We start from the raw sequence: 17,071 nt of genomic DNA, 5'->3' as shown, positions 1-17,071 counted from the left end.
CTGATGCATTTTTAAAAATTTTTTAACTTAACATACTGATTTTTAATCTCATTTTAGCATAAACTTCTCGGCATGAGTAAAAATGAGAAAAGAAAAAAGTACACTAAGAAAAGGTATGTCTTACCAGTTCTTATCGTCGTGCTATTGATTATTGGTAGGATTGCACTTCCCTATATTTTAGAAAATTATGTTACTAAGACCCTCAATAATATTCCGGGCTATGAAGGTAGTGTTTCAGATGTTGATCTTTCTCTTTGGCGTGGCGCCTACCAAATTGAAGGTTTAATCTTACGGGAAGAAAACTCCCAGGGAGAAAAACCGCTGTTAGACTTTCCATATAGTGATATTTCTATAGATTGGCGCTCTTTATTTAAAGGTAAAATTGTGAGTGAAATTGAGATGCAAGATCCTAATTTCAATTACATCTTTGAAAACCAGGAAAAGAAAGATGAAGCAGATGTTGAAGATTGGACAAAAGCTCTCACCAATTTAGTACCTATAGATATAAACCATTTTGTAGTACATAACGGAACTGCGAATTTTGTAGAAGTATCTGCAGATCCTCAAATTAGTTTGTTTTTAGAAAAAATTAGTTTAGAAGCACATAATCTTAGCAATGTTGTAAACAGGGAAAAAGAACTTCCTTCCCATTTATGGGCCAATGCTGTTTCTATGGGCGGTGGCGATGTAGAAATTCATGGAAACCTAAATTTGCTAAAGCAAATTCCCGATATGGATATGGAATTTAGTCTAAAAAAAGCTGAGGCTACATCGTTAAACGAAATTACCCGCCGCTACGCGGGAGTGGATTTTGAAAGTGGAACCTTTGAATTATACAGTGAACTTGCTATAGCCAATGGATTTCTGAAAGGTTATATAAAACCCATGTTGATTAACACTAAGCTTATTGAAAAAGATGATGATGGCGGAATTTTCAAGAAGTTATGGGAAGGTTTTGTTGGTTTTTTTAAGTTCGCTCTCAAAAACCAGGGCACTGATACTTTGGCCACCCGTGTTCCTTTAGAAGGAGACCTAAATAATGTTGAATCTGGCGTTTGGACAACAGTCTTGAATATCTTTAAAAATGCCTGGATTGAAGCTTTTAAAGGATCTATAGACTCAGATATTGAGTTTGAAGATGCAAAACAGGAAAGTGCAAAAGAATAACTCTTAATCGTTTTCCTGAAAAAAATAAATGCAAGACCTGCTCCATTGAATAATCTGGGCAGGTCTTATAAAATTTTGAACTAAATATAAAGTATTCTACGGCCTTTACAGTTTATCTTTCTTTGCGGTTTTCTCTTTCTGGGTTTGATCCATAAACTCGCGCTCTTCACGGGCATTAGCTTTCCCGGTTTTTGTAGAATCTTCTTTATTCGGTTGCTTCTTGGATTTGCTTTTATCCCTATCGCGTTCTTTTTGCTTAAGATCACGAAATTCTTCCTGCTCCCGGTTTTTATCCTCCTTTTTTAAAGACTCCCAGTTCTCCTCCATTTTTTTAATATCTTCCTTCTTAGCCATTACAATTTAATTTATTGGTTTTTGTAGATAAAAGATACAAATGGAATTTCATCAAACTCAGCTTACTGGCAGTTTTAACAAGAATTTATTTCTTAGGTTAACTCTTCAAATTTCGCTGCATCAATATCCTGGTGGGAAGCATGGTGCACCACTTCTTCACTTTTCAGAATAATTAACTGCGGACTTTCGTGCCTCACGTTCAAGTCATCTGCTACCGCGTTAGAAACATCACGATGTTTTCTTAAATCCAGGAAGTAGAGTTTTGCATTTTCATTTTCCTCATACTGCCTTTCAAAATTTTTCAAAACCATTTTACTAATCCCACAACTTGTAGAATGTTTAAAAATTCCTATCGTTTTTTCTTTAGATTCTTCCTTCGCGATGGTAATTTGGTCTTTATCGGTTAAATCTGTCCAGGGAAATTCAGCTTTTTCTTTCGCTTCATCTCCATCACTTTTAAAAATTTTATCTAGTAATCCCATAGTTATTTCTTTCGTATAAAATTAATTCTTAATAAATTTAATCTCCTTCTCAAATCAAAATTATTTTCAAAACTTTAACCCAAGTGCCAATTTGGCGTTAATTTCTGAATAATAACAGCCATTTTGTCTTAATTTTTTAATGGTATATCAATTGCTTTATTCTTTCAAAAAATAAACGACTATGAATTTTAATAATTTTACCATAAAATCCCAGGAAGCCCTCCAGCAGGCACAACAACTTGCTCAGGAGTTAGGCCATCAGCAAATTGAAAATGAACACATTTTTAAAGCAATAAGTATTGTAGACGAAAATGTAGCGCCTTTTCTATTGAAAAAATTAAACATAAACGTCAACCTCTTCAACGAAATTTTGGATAAAACCTTACAGAGTTTTCCAAAAGTAAGCGGAGGTGATATTATTCTCTCACGCGAAGCAGGAAAAGCGGTTAACGAAGCTTCTACAATCGCCAAAAAGATGAATGACGAGTATGTTTCTATTGAGCATCTTATTCTCGCAATTTTTAAATCTTCCAGTAAAGTAGCCCAGATCTTAAAAGACCAGGGCGCGACTGAGAAATCTTTAAAAGCAGCAATAGAAGAATTACGAAAAGGTGATCGTGTAACTTCACAAAGCGCAGAAGAAACCTATAATTCTTTAGATAAATACGCCAATAATTTAAACCGAATGGCCCAAGAAGGAAAACTGGATCCTGTAATTGGCCGTGACGAAGAAATTCGTAGAATTTTGCAAATCCTTTCCCGAAGAACCAAAAACAATCCTATGTTGGTTGGAGAACCGGGAACCGGTAAAACGGCAATTGCCGAAGGTTTGGCACATAGAATTATTGCTGGCGATGTTCCAGATAACCTAAAAAATAAGGTGATTTATAACCTGGATATGGGAGCGCTTATAGCCGGGGCAAAATATAAAGGCGAGTTTGAAGAACGCCTTAAAGCAGTTATTAAAGAAGTAACTTCCAGTGATGGGAATATCGTGCTTTTTATAGATGAAATCCATACCCTTGTGGGTGCCGGTGGCGGCCAGGGCGCTATGGATGCAGCGAATATTTTAAAACCTGCTTTGGCGCGTGGTGAATTACGTGCAATTGGAGCCACTACTTTAGATGAATACCAGAAGTATTTTGAAAAAGACAAAGCCCTGGAAAGAAGGTTTCAGAAAGTTATTGTAAATGAACCAGATACTGAAAGTGCAATATCTATTTTACGCGGAATTAAGGAAAAATATGAAACTCACCACAAGGTTAGAATAAAAGACGAAGCAATTATTGCCGCGGTAGAATTATCTCAGCGTTATATTACTAACCGCTTTTTGCCCGATAAGGCCATAGATTTAATGGATGAAGCGGCTTCTAAATTACGTATGGAGATCAACTCCAAGCCTGAAGAACTAGACGTTCTGGATAGAAGAATTATGCAGCTGGAGATTGAAATTGAAGCAATAAAACGCGAAAAAGATGAAAATAAGCTAAAAATACTGCGGGCTGAACTGGCAAACCTAAAAGAAGAACGAAACGAGTTGCACGCGCGCTGGCAGAATGAAAAGGGCGTGGTAGATAATATTCAGAATTTAAAATCTGATATTGAAAACTTTAAAGTTGAAGCAGAACGTGCAGAGCGTGAAGGCGATTACGGGAAAGTAGCTGAAATTCGCTACGGAAAGATCAAAGAAGCCCAGGAGAAGCTGGAAGAATTGCAAAAAACCGTAGCCGAGAATCAGAATGAAAAATCACTTATCCAGGAAGAAGTAACCAACGAAGATATTGCTGAAGTTGTGGCAAAATGGACCGGAATCCCGGTGACTAAAATGTTGCAAAGCGATCGTGAAAAGTTATTAAAACTTGAAGACGAATTACATAAACGTGTGGTTGGGCAGGAAGAAGCCATAATTGCTGTAAGTGATGCGGTACGAAGAAGTCGCGCCGGTTTACAGGATCAAAAACGGCCAATTGGTTCTTTCTTGTTTCTTGGAACCACGGGAGTTGGAAAAACCGAACTAGCCAAAGCTCTTGCGGAATACTTATTCGACGATGAGTCAGCAATGACGCGAATTGATATGAGTGAATACCAGGAAAGACATTCTGTGAGTCGTTTGGTAGGAGCGCCTCCAGGGTATGTAGGTTACGACGAAGGTGGCCAGCTTACCGAGGCAGTGCGAAGAAAACCTTATTCTGTAGTGCTTTTAGATGAAATTGAAAAAGCCCACCCAGATACTTTTAATATTTTATTGCAGGTGCTGGATGAAGGAAGACTAACCGATAATAAAGGACGCCTGGCCGATTTTAAAAACACCATTATTATTATGACTTCCAATATGGGAAGCCATATTATTCAGGATAAATATGAAAATATGAAAGACCTGGATACCGCAATGGAATCTGCAAAAACAGAGGTGCTGGCGTTACTGAAGCAAAACGTAAGACCAGAATTTATAAACAGGATAGACGATATTATTATGTTTAGTCCTTTAACGCAAAAAGATATCAGGAAAATTGTTTCACTTCAGCTTAAAGAGGTTAAGAAAATGCTTGAAAAACAGCACATTGTTCTGGATGCTACAGATGAAGCAATTAGTTTCCTTGCCAGTCGCGGTTTTGATCCACAGTTTGGCGCAAGGCCGGTAAAAAGAGTAGTTCAGCGGGAAGTTTTGAATAAACTATCTAAAGAAATTCTCGCGGGAAATATTAAAACCGACAGTATTATTCTAATAGATGAGTTTAACGAAGAGTTGGTATTTAGAAATGAAACCAACCCGGTAGAAACCGAATAATTTTAGATGAGAATCAAAAAAAAGGCTGGATAAAAATTTATCCAGCCTTTTCTCTTTTTCATAGTTGCAAATTACATACTATCAATTTCTCTTTTTAATTCTTCTTTAGTCTTACCGGTTTTTTCCTGTAAACGACCAAGCATTTCATCAAATTTTCCTTCAGAATAAGTGGTATCATCATCGGTCACATCACCATACTTTTGCTTAAACTGACCTCTAACTTGTTTCCACTTTCCTTCTAACTGATCATTATTCATAATATATGGTTTTAGGTGTTAATAATAATTTCAATTTACAATATGAAGCCAGCTTAAACTCTCAATAAACTCCCATATTTCTCTTAAGGATTTGTTATTTTTGAAGCTAAAATCCCTTGATGAAAAAACTCCTTTTACTCCTGGTGGCTGTAAGCTTTTTTGGCTGCGCTACAACAAAAAATATTGACAATTCAAATATTAAATTGCGCTATTTAGACGATGTGGTACTCCCGCAAAATCTTGAAGTTGAAGAAACCAAAGTGGGCGGACTTTCAGGTATAGATTTTTACAATGGCAAATATTACCTGGTTTGCGACCAGGCTTCCAATCCGCGAGTTTATAAAGCTGAAATTCCCTTGTTGAACCGATCTATAGACACAGTTTTAATTACTGAAGTTATTAAATTGAATAGAAACCATGAGTTTTACAAACAACACACGCCCGATCTAGAAGGATTTAGATTTGATGCTGAAAAAAATGAATTAGTATTATCAGCCGAAGGTTCTATTCAAAATGGGAAAGATCCCTCCGTTTTTCATATTTCTACCAAGGGAGAATTTTTATCAGCTTACGAAATTCCGGAATATTTTAAAGCTTCGGGAGAACAAAAACCCAGAAATAATGGAGTTTTTGAAGGTTTAGCCGAAAGTTTTGATAAAAAAGCTTATTGGGTAGCAATGGAACTTCCACTGGAAAAAGATGGTCCTAAACCTAAAATCTATGCTACAAACTCGCCGGTAAGAATTACCAAATACAATAAAAATACGCAAAAGCCAGAACGACAATTCGCATATAAATTAGACGGAATTTCAAAGTTTCCAATTAACTGGTTTGCTGTAAATGGGGTTACCGAAATTTTGGAATATGCTGAAGATAAATTTCTTGTTCTGGAACGCGCTTATTCTGCCGGGTATGGCTCTAACGGGAATACGGTCAAGATTTTTGATGTAGATGCTTCAGAAGCTACCAATACTTTAGCACTGGAAAATCTTCGTAAATCTAATTACCAGTATGCTGAAAAAAGACTGGTTTTCGATTTTAAATCGGTTAAAAATTTCCTCACCGAGGAAACTATAGATAATATTGAAGGAATGACCTTTGGCCCCGATTTACTAAACGGAAAAAAATCTTTGTTGCTGGTTTCAGACGATAATTTTAGTAGCTTTAGTGATCAAATTACGCAGTTTATTCTTTTAGAACTGGAAATAAAATAAATATGAAACGATATCTTTTAGTTTTGAGTCTTATTTTTTTAACCTCCTGCAATTTTGGAGATAAAGAACCAGAGGAAATTATGGAAGCTGCCAAAGATCCTTCAGAAGCAATCACCACCTATTATTTTATTCGTCATGCTGAAAAGGATACCACAGATGTTCAAAACGAAGATCCCGAATTAACCGAAACAGGTGAAAAAAGAACCCAGGATTGGGTAAAAACCTTCAAGGATATAGATTTTGATCTTATATATAGTTCAGAATACAAAAGAACCTTAAATACCGCCCGGCCTATAGCTGAAGCTAAAAACAAAGAGGTTAAGTTCTACAATACTGAAAAATTAAACGATAAAGATTTTCAGAAAAACACAAAAAATAAAACAGTTTTGGTAGTTGGGCATAGCAACCTAAACCCCGAATGGGTAAATTACATCTTAGGAAGAAAAAAATACCAGGATATTGATGAAAAAGTTTACGGTAGTTTATTTATAGTAACCGTACATCCAGACGATTCAAGAACTTCACAAGTTTTATATGTGAATTAAAAAATGTAGTTTAAAAACTAAAAGCTTTCAAACTACATTTTTATATAATTATTACGAAAAATTATCCGTTTAGAATATTAATCGCTTTGGCGTTTACAAATTCTTTAAGTCCGAAGCCACCGTGTTCACGGCCGTAACCTGAATTTTTCACTCCGCCAAAAGGCATATTTGGTTGTGCAAGCCCGAATGAATTAATAAATACCATCCCGGTATCAAAGTGCTTACTGGCCAATTCTACGGCCTTATCTACATCTTCAGAGAAAATTCCCCCTCCAAGTCCAAAACGGCTATCATTAGCAATTCGCATTGCATCTTCATCATCTTTAGCTTTTATCAACGAAGCCACGGGTCCAAAAAGTTCATCGTCGTAAGCAGGTTGGCCCGGCTTTACGTTTGCCAAAACGGTAGCAGGATAATAAAAGCCATCACCATCGGGAATTTTACCGCCGCACAGTACTGCCGCTCCTTTCTTCACACTGTCTTCAACCTGTTCGTGCAATTCTTCGCGAAGATCTTCTCGTGCCATTGGCCCAAGGTCGCTCTCATCACTGGTTGGATCTCCAGCTTTTAAATTCTTCATCTTTTCTACAAAAGCTTCTTTAAATTCATCGTAGACTTTCTCTGTAACCACAAATCTTTTGGCAGCCACACAGGTTTCGCCATTATTATAAACTCTACCTTTTACGCACCATTCCACAGCTTTCTTAATATCGGCATCTTCAAGTACTAAATAAGCATCATTAGAACCGAGTTCCAAAACAGTTTTCTTAAGGTTAGCGCCTGCTTTTTCACCAATTATTTTCCCGGCTCCCGGGCTTCCGGTTAAGGTTACACCCCTCACAAGATCGTGTTCAATTATAGAATCTGACTGGTCGTGGTCTATTAAAAGCACTTTAAAAAGGTCTTTGGGCAAACCGGCTTCTTTAAATATTTTTTCGAGAAGTAATCCTGAACCGGTCACACTTTCAGCGTGTTTCAGTAAAACTCCATTTCCAGCCATAAGGTTGGCGATTGTATATCTAATTACCTGGTAAGCGGGGAAATTCCAGGGTTGGATTCCGTAGATTACTCCAATAGGTGAGTAAGTGATTATTCCGCGACCGCCATCTGGCAACTCACGTTCTTCATCTTTTAAATTTTCGGGACCATTGGCTGCTGTCCATTCACAAATTCCTGCACAAAGATCAATTTCCTGTTCTCCTTGCTTGAGTAATTTACCCATTTCGGCAGTCATTAATTTTACCAATTCGGCTTTGTATTCGGTTAGCTTCTCCCCTATTGCTTTAATTACCTCAGCTCTTTGTTTTGGAGATTTTTCACGCCATTTTAAAAATGCCTGGTGACATTCTTCCACGGCATCTTTTGCTTCCTGGTCTGTAAAATATTCGTAAGTGTCTAATTCTTTACCCGTGGCCGGGTTAATGGTTTTCAATGTTTTCTCTTTCATAACTATTTTTTTGGAAATTTAAAGTTATGAACTGAGGCAAAGAATGTGAACTAAGGCGTTGTTAAAGCTTTTAAAACAACACGTTAATTAGGAAGAATTAACAGGTGTGCGTAAGAATATTCTTCAGAATTTAATTCAAAAGATTGACTTCTATATTTCTGTTTTCAATTTTGGAGAGTAATTCCAGTTGCCGGGCTTCGTAAAGATCATCTAGTTCATTCAGAGGAGTATCCAAATCATCGGTTTTGTAATTCTCATAATCTACAAACCGAATGCCCTCTATAGTTCTGGGGTTGTAAGCCTTTCTAAATCGCAACCCGCCCTCATTAACTTCAAAACTATATGCAAGATAATCTACGTGGTAATTTTGGGTATTAATCCAATACATATAAACATCTTCGTGATCTGTACCACCACCTTCTGCATTAAAAGTAACCTTTATTTCATAATATTCTTTATCGTTAATGGTGTCTTTTCCTATTAATTCTTTATTTACTGCGGCATCATTTAAACCAAAAGGCAGCTGCACAAAATAATGAACCGAATTCACTGAATTTGCATAAACGTTTTTCATAGAATCTGAAAGTTGTACTGCGGTATCTTTGTAATAACGGGTAAAACCTTCATTCTTTACTACGTCCCGGTATTGGGTGCCGGTAGAATCGGCCAGGATGCGCTCTAATTCAAATTTCCCACCTTTTCTACTACTGCTATAGGAACCTTTTCTAAAATCGAAACTTATTTCGGCCTTTTTATAATTTTCTCCGCCTGCATTTTCAATGGCTTTATCTATAATTTGCTGCGCAGTTTCTTCATTAGAATTACATGCAAAAGTGAGTGCTATAATAAGTGCTCCTAAAAAGTATTTTTTCATCTTAAAAATTATAAAGATTACAGGCTGTTGAGATAACAAAATGGTTTGCAAAGGTAAATAAAATGATGAATTGACGGGTAACATTAGTCACACATAGCAGTTGTGATTTTCCTTATTTCATTTTCATTTTACTATTTTGCGGCTTCAAACTAAATACACCTATGAAAAAACAAATTTTACTTTTAGCATTTTTAAGCTTTGGATTATTCACAGCCTGTGACACAGATGATGATTCACCAAATGAAACACCGCAAATTAATGAAGAATTACTGGGCATCTGGTATATAGACGCTCTAATTGTTGAAGGTGAAGAAACACCTTATAACGACCACGAAGATTGCGGTAAGGATTATGTTGAATTCAACGAAGACGGAACTTACAGACAGATTGATATATGGGGTTGTGAAGAAGACGTTGATGAGGAAGGAACATACACCGCGACTGGTAACACCATTAGTCTTACCGTTTCTGGAAATGATGTGGTTGTTATGGATATTGTTACCCTAAATTCTGAAACGCTCCTCGTAGAAGGAATGGATGATGTTGATGATGACGGGGAAGAAGAAGTGGTACAACAGAGGTTTACAAGGGAATAACGGCTAATCCAACGGAAATTCGATATAAAGTGTTACGAATTCTGTAAATACAGGTAATGTTTCTGTAAAGCTTCCTATTTTTGTTTCTTATGAAGAAGACCAGCAATACCATAAATATAAAAAATCGAAAGGCTCGGTTTGAATATGAAATCCTCGATAAATATGTGGCCGGGATAAAACTGGCCGGTACCGAGATAAAAGCCATTAGGCAGGGAAAAGCTTCTATAGCCGAAAGTTTTTGTGAATTTCAGAATCACGAATTATTCGTGATTAATATGCACGTTGAAGAATATTCTCACGCCACTCATTTTAACCATAATCCAAAAAGTGAGCGGAAACTCCTTTTGCAGCGCCGCGAATTACGAAAACTAGAAAAAGAAGTAAATAATTCCGGACTTACCATTATTCCGCTGCGAGTTTTTATTAACGACCGCGGACTCGCGAAAATGCAAATAGCGCTTGCAAAAGGTAAAAAACTCTACGATAAAAGAGAGACTATTAAAGACCGCGAAAGCAAACGAAAATTAGACAGGATTAAGAAAGAATACAAATAAATCCTGGATGCAGCCGGCAAAACAGATTCTACCGCTAATCGTTTTTTCCCAGTTTTGCTGCACCTCGCTTTGGTTTGCCGGTAATGCGGTGATGCCTGAGCTTTACCTCAATTTTAATTTACAAGACGAAGCTTTAGGACATTTAACCTCTGCGGTACAATTCGGTTTTATTCTGGGCACGCTCTTCTTTGCTTTTCTTAGCCTTGCCGACCGGTTTCCACCTTCAAAACTCTTCTTTATCTCTGCGGTTTTTGGAGCAATTTTTAACCTAGGAATTGTTCTCGAAAACAACAATTTAAACTCCTTACTTCTACTGCGTTTTCTCACAGGATTTTCCCTGGCTGGAATTTATCCTGTAGGAATGAAGATCGCTGCAGATTATTATGACAAGGGCCTCGGGAAATCGCTCGGTTATTTGGTTGGAGCCCTGGTTTTAGGTACTGCTTTTCCGCATTTTTTAAAGACTTTCACCGGTACCGAAAACCTACCCTGGCGTTATGTTATTATTGCCACTTCCGGTTTCGCATTTCTGGGCGGATTTTTAATTTTTCTATTTGTTCCCAACGGTCCATTTAGAAAAGCAAAGGGCAAGTTTAAAGTTGATGCTGTTTTTAGCGTTTTTAAGAATAAAAATCTGCTTAGCGCTGCTTTTGGTTATTTCGGGCATATGTGGGAGCTCTATACTTTTTGGGCTTTTGTTCCAATTATTTTAGCGACTTATAAAATTTCGTTTCCCGAAAGTAATTTTGATATTCCGTTTTGGTCATTTATAATTATTGGAATTGGCGGACTTTCCTGTGTTTTGGGTGGTTATATTTCAGAAATTGCCGGGATAAAACGAACCGCTGCGACCGCTTTACTCCTATCGGGTTTATGTTGTATAATTTTTCCTTTCATTTTTCTACAGCCTTCAGCAACAATACTCATCTCATTTTTATGCTTTTGGGGAATTATGGTAGTCGCCGATTCACCTCTATTCTCAACATTGGTAGCTAGAAACGCCCCACCGGAAATTAAAGGCACAGCCCTTACCATTGTAAATTCCATAGGTTTTGCCATTACTATTGTGAGTATCCAGTTAATTACTTATTTGAATCAATTGGAACCGGTGTATAGTTTAAGTTTGCTTGCTATAGGACCTGCCCTGGGTTTGTGGGGATTATTTCAGAAAAAAGTACAGCTTTAGCAAACAGATAAATAGACTAAGCATAATTATTTTGCCTAATTTGGCCACTTCTTAAATTCATCATCATGCATCAAAAAATCATCATCATTTTTCTTATTCTTTCATCAATTAACTTAACTGCCCAAATTACCGGCAAGGTTACCGAAACGGAAAACGAAACGCTCCCCTATGTCAATATTTATACTGAAGATGGGAGATTTGGAACTACGACTAATGAAAATGGCGTTTATGAACTAAAAATAAATAGGCCGGGAGATTACAATTTAGTCTTTCAGTTTTTGGGTTATCAAACTCAGAAAAAAACTATTTCAATTGAAGAATTTCCCCACGAATTAGATATAAGCTTAATACCCGAAACTACCAGTCTGGATGAAGTAAATATTTCTTCAGGTGAAAATCCCGCAAACGCGATAATCAGAAAAGCGATAGATTTCAGAAAACGAAACGCCGAAAAACTTGAAGCTTATACCGCCGATTATTATTCCCGCGGATTATGGCGAATTAAAAATGCCCCGGAAAAAATACTGGGACAGGAAGTTGGCGATCTTGGCGGCGGACTCGACTCTACCCGAAGCGGTATCGTTTATTTAAGTGAAACAATTTCTGAAATTTCATACAAACGTCCCGATGATTTTAAGGAAAAGATTATTGCTTCTAAAGTGAGTGGCGACGATAATGGTTTCAGTTTAAACTCGGCGCAGGAATCTTATTTTTCATTTTATGAAAATACCATTGAGATTAATAGTGAAATGGTTTCTCCAATCGCAGAATATGCTTTTAACTATTACGATTATAAGTTAGATGGAATTTTTTATGATGAAAATGGGAACCTCATCAACAAGATAAAAGTAAGTCCGAAGCGTGAAAAAGACCGTGTTTTTTCAGGCCATATTTATATTGTTGAAGGGCTTTGGCAAATTTTTGGTGTAGAATTGCAAACCACCGGTCAGGCCATACAGGTGCCTCCCATTGAGACTTTAGATTTTAAACAGAACTACCGCTTTTCTAAAGAAAACGGGTTTTATGTTCAAATTTCACAAACGGTAGATTTTGAATTTGCCATGTTTGGAATTTCAGGAGATGGAAGATTTACAGCGGTTTACAGCGATTATAATTTTGACCCAGAATTCAATAAAAATGATTTTGGCAGAAAGATAATGTCTTTTGCCGAAGCTGCCAATAAAAAAGATTCGGCTTACTGGGAAAAATTGCGACCGGTGCCTTTAACAGATGAAGAAATTAACGATTATGTAAAGAAAGACAGCATTCAAACACTTAGAAATTCTATGCCCTATTTAGATTCTATAGATAACGTGCGAAATAAATTCAATTTAACCGATCCTGTTTTCGGTTATTCCTGGCAAAATTCCCACAAAGACAGGTATTTTAATATAAGTTCCCCGCTTATGGGTACACACTTTAATACCGTGCAGGGCTGGAATACTTCTACCACCATTTCTTACCGCCAAAATGATAATGAAAATGAGAATTCCGGGGAATTCTGGCGTTTGTACTCTACACTTAATTATGGATTCAGTGATGACCGCTTTAGGATAAAAGGTGGGTTTCAGAAACAATTTAATAATTCCAGCAGGCCAGTTTTAAGTATTTCCGGCGGAATTGAAACCGCACAAATTAATGACAGAACTCCAATTTCTGAACGATTAAACGATATTACCACTATCTTTTTTGAAAGAAATTACCTGAAGCTTTACGAACGTTCCTTTGCTGAAATTGCTTATCAGCAGGAAATAATGAACGGGCTCTATTTTTTTGGAGACTTTAGTTATGAAAGCAGGAACCCATTAATCAACACTACCGATCAGGTAATCATTGATAATGACGATGTGCAATACACTTCAAACAATCCTCTGCAACCCGATAATTTGGGTTCGGTGCCATTTAGAGAACACGATATTTTTAAACTAAACCTTAATACCCGAATTAGGTTTGGACAAAAATATATGAGTTATCCAAGTGGGAAATTTAATATTAACAACGAGAAATATCCTACACTGTATTTAGGCTATGAAAAAGGTTTTGGTGCAAGTATAGAAGAATATAATTTCGATCAATTTAAAGCTTCGGTTACACAAACATTTAAACTGGGCAATAAAGGTGAATTTGGTTATAACTTAAATGGGGGAACGTTTTTAAATGCTGAAGATATGGCGTTTGTAGATTACCGCCATTTTATTGGCAATCAAACGCGGGTAAACAATGGATTCATCAATTTATCAAGGTTTAATCTTTTACCCTATTATGCGATGAGTACTAATAATACCTATGCTGAAGCTCACGCCGAACACGATTTTAAAGGCTGGATTTTAGGGAAAATTCCCTTTTTAAATCAGTTGAATTATAATTTAGTTGTTGGGGCGCACGCACTTTATACAGAAGACCAAAAACCTTATTCTGAATATTCTGTAGGTATAGATAATCTCGGTTTTGGAAAATACAGACTGCTAAGATTAGATTACGTGATCTACAATATGGATGGCCAACGGGAAGGCGCTTTTATTTTTGGACTGAAGTTTTTGGGGGTATTGGACTAATTTTCTTAAAATTAAAGCCTTAATTTTTTGTTAAAAAAAGATGTATAGATATCTTCGCTATCACTAATCATCTTCAAAAAAAATGAAAAAATTATTATTAAGCTTTACACTTTTATGCTTTAGCCTATCATCTTATTCACAAAATTTTCAACCGGGATATTTTATCGATAATGAGGGAGAAAAAATAGAATGTTTAATTGATAATCCTGAAGCAATAAAAAATCCAGAAGGTTTTCAATATAAATTATACCAAAATGATGAAATTAAAGACAAATCAATTGAGGAAGTAAAAGTCTTTGAAATATTAAATACACCCTATAAATTTGAAAGAGCCATCGTAAATTTAGATCTTTCTAAAGATGACCATAAAAATTTGGATGATAAGAGAGATCCTAACTACACTCTGGATACACTATTCCTGCAGGTTGCTATAGAAGGTAAAGCAAGTTTATATTCTTACAAATCTAAAAATCTCCCTGCAAGATTTTTCTATAGTATGGATAAGGGAAAAATCGAACCGCTAATTTTTAAAAAGTATTTAGTTGATGATACAAAAATAAGAACCAACAATAGATACAAACAGCAATTAATAAATAATCTGGAATGCCATTCTATAGATCCGGTACAATTCTCTAATTTAAAATATAAAGACAATTCATTAATTGAAATATTCACTAAATACAACAATTGTCAAGAAGAAAAATTCGTGAATTTTACCGATAAAAGAAGAAAAGGAGAATGGAACCTGGCCGTAAAAGCGGGAGTATATTATTCGGCTATAAAATTTGTACAAATGGGATCTTTTTCAAATGAACAAGATTCAGATTCATTCTTATCGCCACGATTAGGTGTAGAAATAGAATACATATTCCCCTTCCTTAATAATAAATTTTCTATTTTATCTTCTCCGTCTTTTCAATACAGCAAAACCTCAAATGAAACATTAATTTACAAAAAAGGATTTACACCCTCCAATCCAGACGCCTGGGCAGGAGAAAAGGAAGACTTATTTATAGATTATTCTCGTATAATAATTCCTTTGGGAATTAGGTATTATTATCATCTGGAAAAGGATATAAACCTATATCTTCAGGGTGCTGCTGTTGCCAATATCCTAACAGACCCTTCTGGAGCCTATAATTTGGAGAACTTTCAATCGAATTTTACATTTGAGAAAACTATTGCAGATCCTAATATAGATCTAGGGACTGGGATTAGGTACAAGAAAATGAGTTTAGAAATTATTTATTCAATAAATAATGTAATGAGAAATGAGGGCTTTAACGGTAAACTAAAAAATCCAATCACCTTAAATTTTGGTTATAATATTTTATAAAATAAAAACCTCACAGATTTTGAACCTCTGAGGTTTTTTTGAATGTCATAGAAATGAAAAATCTTTAAGAAGGTTGCTTCGTTCCTCGCAATGACGAGTGGAACATAGATCGCCTATTCTTCTTCAGAATTATCTTTATCGGCTGAATTTTCTTCTTCAGTGGTAGTAAAATCGGTGATGCCGTTTTTAACTAAAAGATTGTACCACTGGAAGATTTTCTTCATATCACTGGCATAAACCCGGTCTACATCATAATCTGGAAGAATTTCAGCGAAATAATTCTCCAATTCAGTTTTATTAGATTTATGGCTAATTGCTTCTCCTCCATCTTCCTTTTCTTTGATCTTTTTAAAGATTTCTGCAAGTGGAACTTCTTCCGTGTACGTATAAATAGCAATTTCGCTCAATAAACTTACGTTATGGCGAATATTCACGGCCATTTTTTTTCCGTCAGGAATTGATTTTACAATAAATCCGCCACGACTTTGAGCGGTTAATTCATATAAACCGGGTTTTCCCGAAATCGCTAATATTTTATCTAATCCCATAAAGTGTGTGTTAAATTTTGGCTGGCAAATATCAGCTGCCAGAACTAATTATCAAAGTGATTACCGGCCTTTTTTCATTTCCGGAAAACGCATTTTATACTCTATTTTTATTTTCCCTTTTGAAATGCCGGCGAGTTTTCCTTTTAGCAAACGCTTTTTTAAGCTGGAAAGTTTATCGGTAAATAAAATTCCTTCAATATGGTCGTATTCGTGCTGAATTACCCGCGCTGCCAAACCGGTAAAAGTATCTCGATGTGAATTAAAATTCTCATCCTGGTACTCTATAGTAATCTTTGGCTTTCTAAATACGTCTTCTCTAATTTCAGGAATACTTAAACAACCTTCGTTAAAAGCCCATTCTTCCCCTTCTTCTTCCACGATCTTAGGATTAATAAAAACCTTTTTAAGTTTTTTGAGTTCTTCCCGTTCCTGCAGTTCCAGTTCTTCATCTTCTGCAAACGGACTTGAATCTACAAGGAATAACCGAATAGGGCGACCAATTTGTGGTGCTGCCAAACCTACTCCAAAAGCATTATACATGGTTTCCCACATATTATCTATTAACTCATCCAGTTTTGGATAATCTTCCGGAATTTCTTTACATTTTTTTCGTAAAACCGGATCTCCGTAAGCTACAATTGGTAAAATCATTCTTCTTAGAATTTATATTTTATAATGAATAATTTATAATATTATTTTCCGGAATTTTGGTTTCTTACCGCGGTGATTCTAGACGCGATAAAGATCGATGTCAACTCTTTGGCTTCAATTATCAATTCTTTTGAATCTTTCTCATTTAGCAGATATTCATCCTTCGCGAATTCTATCCAGAAAATACATTCATCAGCTTCTTCAATTACTATTCCTAATTTTGAAATAAAAGCTTTTTTTGATTGCCCCAAACATGCGGCCCTGTAATTCGCTGCAACCGAAGTACTACATCTAATTAACTGACCCTCAATATGGCTTCCTAATTTATTTTTTGGAAGATTTATCGCTAGTTTTACACATTTATGCGCAAACACGTTGGAACGATTAATTAAGTCAGTTTTCATTAAATTAAACAACTTAAATTATAAATTATTCAATAGGCATTATACATTTTAAGCCTACTCGTATAAATAAGTTTGCAGAATAATCGTCGCGCTTATTTCATCTATAAGTGCCT

General features: G+C 35.9%; 17 protein-coding genes. 9 read left to right on the top strand and 8 right to left on the bottom strand.

Annotation, left to right across the window (positions count from 1 at the left end; all coding sequences use genetic code 11):
• The first annotated feature begins 72 nt into the window (after positions 1-72).
• Positions 73-1,167: a DUF748 domain-containing protein gene (locus AACZ30_RS00480; RefSeq protein WP_339646609.1), complete on the top strand. Its 1,095-nt coding sequence runs from the start codon at positions 73-75 to the stop codon at positions 1,165-1,167.
• Positions 1,168-1,272: 105 nt separating this feature from the next.
• Here the strand turns inward: AACZ30_RS00480 and AACZ30_RS00475 are convergent, their stop codons facing one another.
• Positions 1,273-1,521: a hypothetical protein gene (locus tag AACZ30_RS00475; protein ID WP_208224972.1), complete on the bottom strand. Its 249-nt coding sequence runs from the start codon at positions 1,519-1,521 to the stop codon at positions 1,273-1,275.
• Between the two features lie 92 nt (positions 1,522-1,613).
• Positions 1,614-2,003: a bacillithiol system redox-active protein YtxJ gene (gene ytxJ / locus AACZ30_RS00470; protein ID WP_339646605.1), complete on the bottom strand. Its 390-nt coding sequence runs from the start codon at positions 2,001-2,003 to the stop codon at positions 1,614-1,616.
• Positions 2,004-2,184: 181 nt separating this feature from the next.
• Between ytxJ and clpB the strand changes: the two genes are divergently transcribed.
• Entirely contained in the window at positions 2,185-4,791 is a 2,607-nt protein-coding gene (gene clpB / locus AACZ30_RS00465) for an ATP-dependent chaperone ClpB (RefSeq protein ID WP_339646602.1), read from the top strand.
• Positions 4,792-4,862: 71 nt separating this feature from the next.
• Here the strand turns inward: clpB and AACZ30_RS00460 are convergent, their stop codons facing one another.
• Complete coding sequence (locus tag AACZ30_RS00460) at positions 4,863-5,048, bottom strand: CsbD family protein (protein ID WP_075326281.1); 186 nt, start codon at positions 5,046-5,048, stop codon at positions 4,863-4,865.
• 119 nt (positions 5,049-5,167) lie between these two features.
• Between AACZ30_RS00460 and AACZ30_RS00455 the strand changes: the two genes are divergently transcribed.
• Together AACZ30_RS00455 and AACZ30_RS00450 are read left to right on the top strand one after the other, a co-directional pair.
• Positions 5,168-6,262: an esterase-like activity of phytase family protein gene (locus AACZ30_RS00455; RefSeq protein ID WP_339646597.1), complete on the top strand. Its 1,095-nt coding sequence runs from the start codon at positions 5,168-5,170 to the stop codon at positions 6,260-6,262.
• 2 nt (positions 6,263-6,264) lie between these two features.
• Complete coding sequence (locus AACZ30_RS00450; protein ID WP_339646594.1) at positions 6,265-6,807, top strand: phosphoglycerate mutase family protein; 543 nt, start codon at positions 6,265-6,267, stop codon at positions 6,805-6,807.
• A 61-nt stretch (positions 6,808-6,868) separates the two neighbouring features.
• On the opposite strand, the gene AACZ30_RS00445 is transcribed toward AACZ30_RS00450, so the two are convergent.
• Positions 6,869-8,254 (bottom strand): NAD-dependent succinate-semialdehyde dehydrogenase, encoded by a 1,386-nt coding sequence (locus tag AACZ30_RS00445; protein ID WP_075326278.1) that lies wholly within the window; start codon positions 8,252-8,254, stop codon positions 6,869-6,871.
• Positions 8,255-8,384: 130 nt separating this feature from the next.
• Complete coding sequence (locus AACZ30_RS00440) at positions 8,385-9,128, bottom strand: DUF6503 family protein (protein WP_208224965.1); 744 nt, start codon at positions 9,126-9,128, stop codon at positions 8,385-8,387.
• 161 nt (positions 9,129-9,289) lie between these two features.
• Here AACZ30_RS00440 and AACZ30_RS00435 point away from each other — a divergent pair, with 161 nt between their 5' ends.
• The 5 genes from AACZ30_RS00435 (at position 9,290) to AACZ30_RS00415 (ending at position 15,355) form a co-directional block, all read left to right on the top strand.
• A complete protein-coding gene (locus AACZ30_RS00435) occupies positions 9,290-9,724 on the top strand; it encodes a lipocalin family protein (protein ID WP_075326276.1) in 435 nt (144 codons plus the stop codon).
• Between the two features lie 89 nt (positions 9,725-9,813).
• A complete protein-coding gene (gene smpB, locus AACZ30_RS00430) occupies positions 9,814-10,278 on the top strand; it encodes an SsrA-binding protein SmpB (protein ID WP_208224964.1) in 465 nt (154 codons plus the stop codon).
• 7 nt (positions 10,279-10,285) lie between these two features.
• Entirely contained in the window at positions 10,286-11,464 is a 1,179-nt protein-coding gene (locus AACZ30_RS00425) for an MFS transporter (protein WP_075326274.1), read from the top strand.
• 65 nt (positions 11,465-11,529) lie between these two features.
• A complete protein-coding gene (locus AACZ30_RS00420) occupies positions 11,530-14,019 on the top strand; it encodes a DUF5686 and carboxypeptidase regulatory-like domain-containing protein (protein ID WP_339646588.1) in 2,490 nt (829 codons plus the stop codon).
• A gap of 82 nt (positions 14,020-14,101) precedes the next feature.
• The gene (locus AACZ30_RS00415) at positions 14,102-15,355 is read left to right on the top strand and encodes a hypothetical protein (RefSeq protein ID WP_339646585.1); all 1,254 of its coding nucleotides are present in this window, start codon (positions 14,102-14,104) and stop codon (positions 15,353-15,355) included.
• Between the two features lie 113 nt (positions 15,356-15,468).
• Here AACZ30_RS00415 and AACZ30_RS00410 read toward each other — a convergent pair whose 3' ends face one another.
• From AACZ30_RS00410 to AACZ30_RS00400, 3 genes are read right to left on the bottom strand one after another with little or no spacing between them, the layout of a single operon-like run.
• Complete coding sequence (locus tag AACZ30_RS00410; protein WP_339646582.1) at positions 15,469-15,903, bottom strand: DUF5606 domain-containing protein; 435 nt, start codon at positions 15,901-15,903, stop codon at positions 15,469-15,471.
• Between the two features lie 60 nt (positions 15,904-15,963).
• Positions 15,964-16,554: a peptide deformylase gene (gene def / locus AACZ30_RS00405; protein WP_075326270.1), complete on the bottom strand. Its 591-nt coding sequence runs from the start codon at positions 16,552-16,554 to the stop codon at positions 15,964-15,966.
• Between the two features lie 41 nt (positions 16,555-16,595).
• A complete protein-coding gene (locus tag AACZ30_RS00400; protein WP_208224960.1) occupies positions 16,596-16,958 on the bottom strand; it encodes a four helix bundle protein in 363 nt (120 codons plus the stop codon).
• Between the last annotated feature and the right edge of the window lie 113 nt (positions 16,959-17,071).

The organism is uncultured Salegentibacter sp., from assembly GCF_963972535.1.
Taxonomy (GTDB): domain Bacteria; phylum Bacteroidota; class Bacteroidia; order Flavobacteriales; family Flavobacteriaceae; genus Salegentibacter.
Note: the sequence above shows the minus strand (reverse complement) of the source record. Positions and strands in the feature narration are given on the sequence as shown.

Excerpts from the sequence above, each read along its gene's own strand:
- AACZ30_RS00445 (WP_075326278.1), bottom strand. The coding sequence starts at position 8,254 with ATGAAAGAGAAAACATTGAAAACCATTAACCCGGCCACGGGTAAAGAA.
- AACZ30_RS00415 (WP_339646585.1), top strand. The coding sequence starts at position 14,102 with ATGAAAAAATTATTATTAAGCTTTACACTTTTATGCTTTAGCCTATCA.
- AACZ30_RS00450 (WP_339646594.1), top strand. The coding sequence starts at position 6,265 with ATGAAACGATATCTTTTAGTTTTGAGTCTTATTTTTTTAACCTCCTGC.
- clpB (WP_339646602.1), top strand. The coding sequence starts at position 2,185 with ATGAATTTTAATAATTTTACCATAAAATCCCAGGAAGCCCTCCAGCAG.
- AACZ30_RS00440 (WP_208224965.1), bottom strand. The coding sequence starts at position 9,128 with ATGAAAAAATACTTTTTAGGAGCACTTATTATAGCACTCACTTTTGCA.
- def (WP_075326270.1), bottom strand. The coding sequence starts at position 16,554 with ATGATTTTACCAATTGTAGCTTACGGAGATCCGGTTTTACGAAAAAAA.
- AACZ30_RS00455 (WP_339646597.1), top strand. The coding sequence starts at position 5,168 with ATGAAAAAACTCCTTTTACTCCTGGTGGCTGTAAGCTTTTTTGGCTGC.
- AACZ30_RS00480 (WP_339646609.1), top strand. The coding sequence starts at position 73 with ATGAGTAAAAATGAGAAAAGAAAAAAGTACACTAAGAAAAGGTATGTC.
- AACZ30_RS00410 (WP_339646582.1), bottom strand. The coding sequence starts at position 15,903 with ATGGGATTAGATAAAATATTAGCGATTTCGGGAAAACCCGGTTTATAT.
- AACZ30_RS00420 (WP_339646588.1), top strand. The coding sequence starts at position 11,530 with ATGCATCAAAAAATCATCATCATTTTTCTTATTCTTTCATCAATTAAC.
- AACZ30_RS00460 (WP_075326281.1), bottom strand. The coding sequence starts at position 5,048 with ATGAATAATGATCAGTTAGAAGGAAAGTGGAAACAAGTTAGAGGTCAG.
- AACZ30_RS00475 (WP_208224972.1), bottom strand. The coding sequence starts at position 1,521 with ATGGCTAAGAAGGAAGATATTAAAAAAATGGAGGAGAACTGGGAGTCT.
- AACZ30_RS00400 (WP_208224960.1), bottom strand. The coding sequence starts at position 16,958 with ATGAAAACTGACTTAATTAATCGTTCCAACGTGTTTGCGCATAAATGT.
- smpB (WP_208224964.1), top strand. The coding sequence starts at position 9,814 with ATGAAGAAGACCAGCAATACCATAAATATAAAAAATCGAAAGGCTCGG.
- AACZ30_RS00435 (WP_075326276.1), top strand. The coding sequence starts at position 9,290 with ATGAAAAAACAAATTTTACTTTTAGCATTTTTAAGCTTTGGATTATTC.
- ytxJ (WP_339646605.1), bottom strand. The coding sequence starts at position 2,003 with ATGGGATTACTAGATAAAATTTTTAAAAGTGATGGAGATGAAGCGAAA.
- AACZ30_RS00425 (WP_075326274.1), top strand. The coding sequence starts at position 10,286 with ATGCAGCCGGCAAAACAGATTCTACCGCTAATCGTTTTTTCCCAGTTT.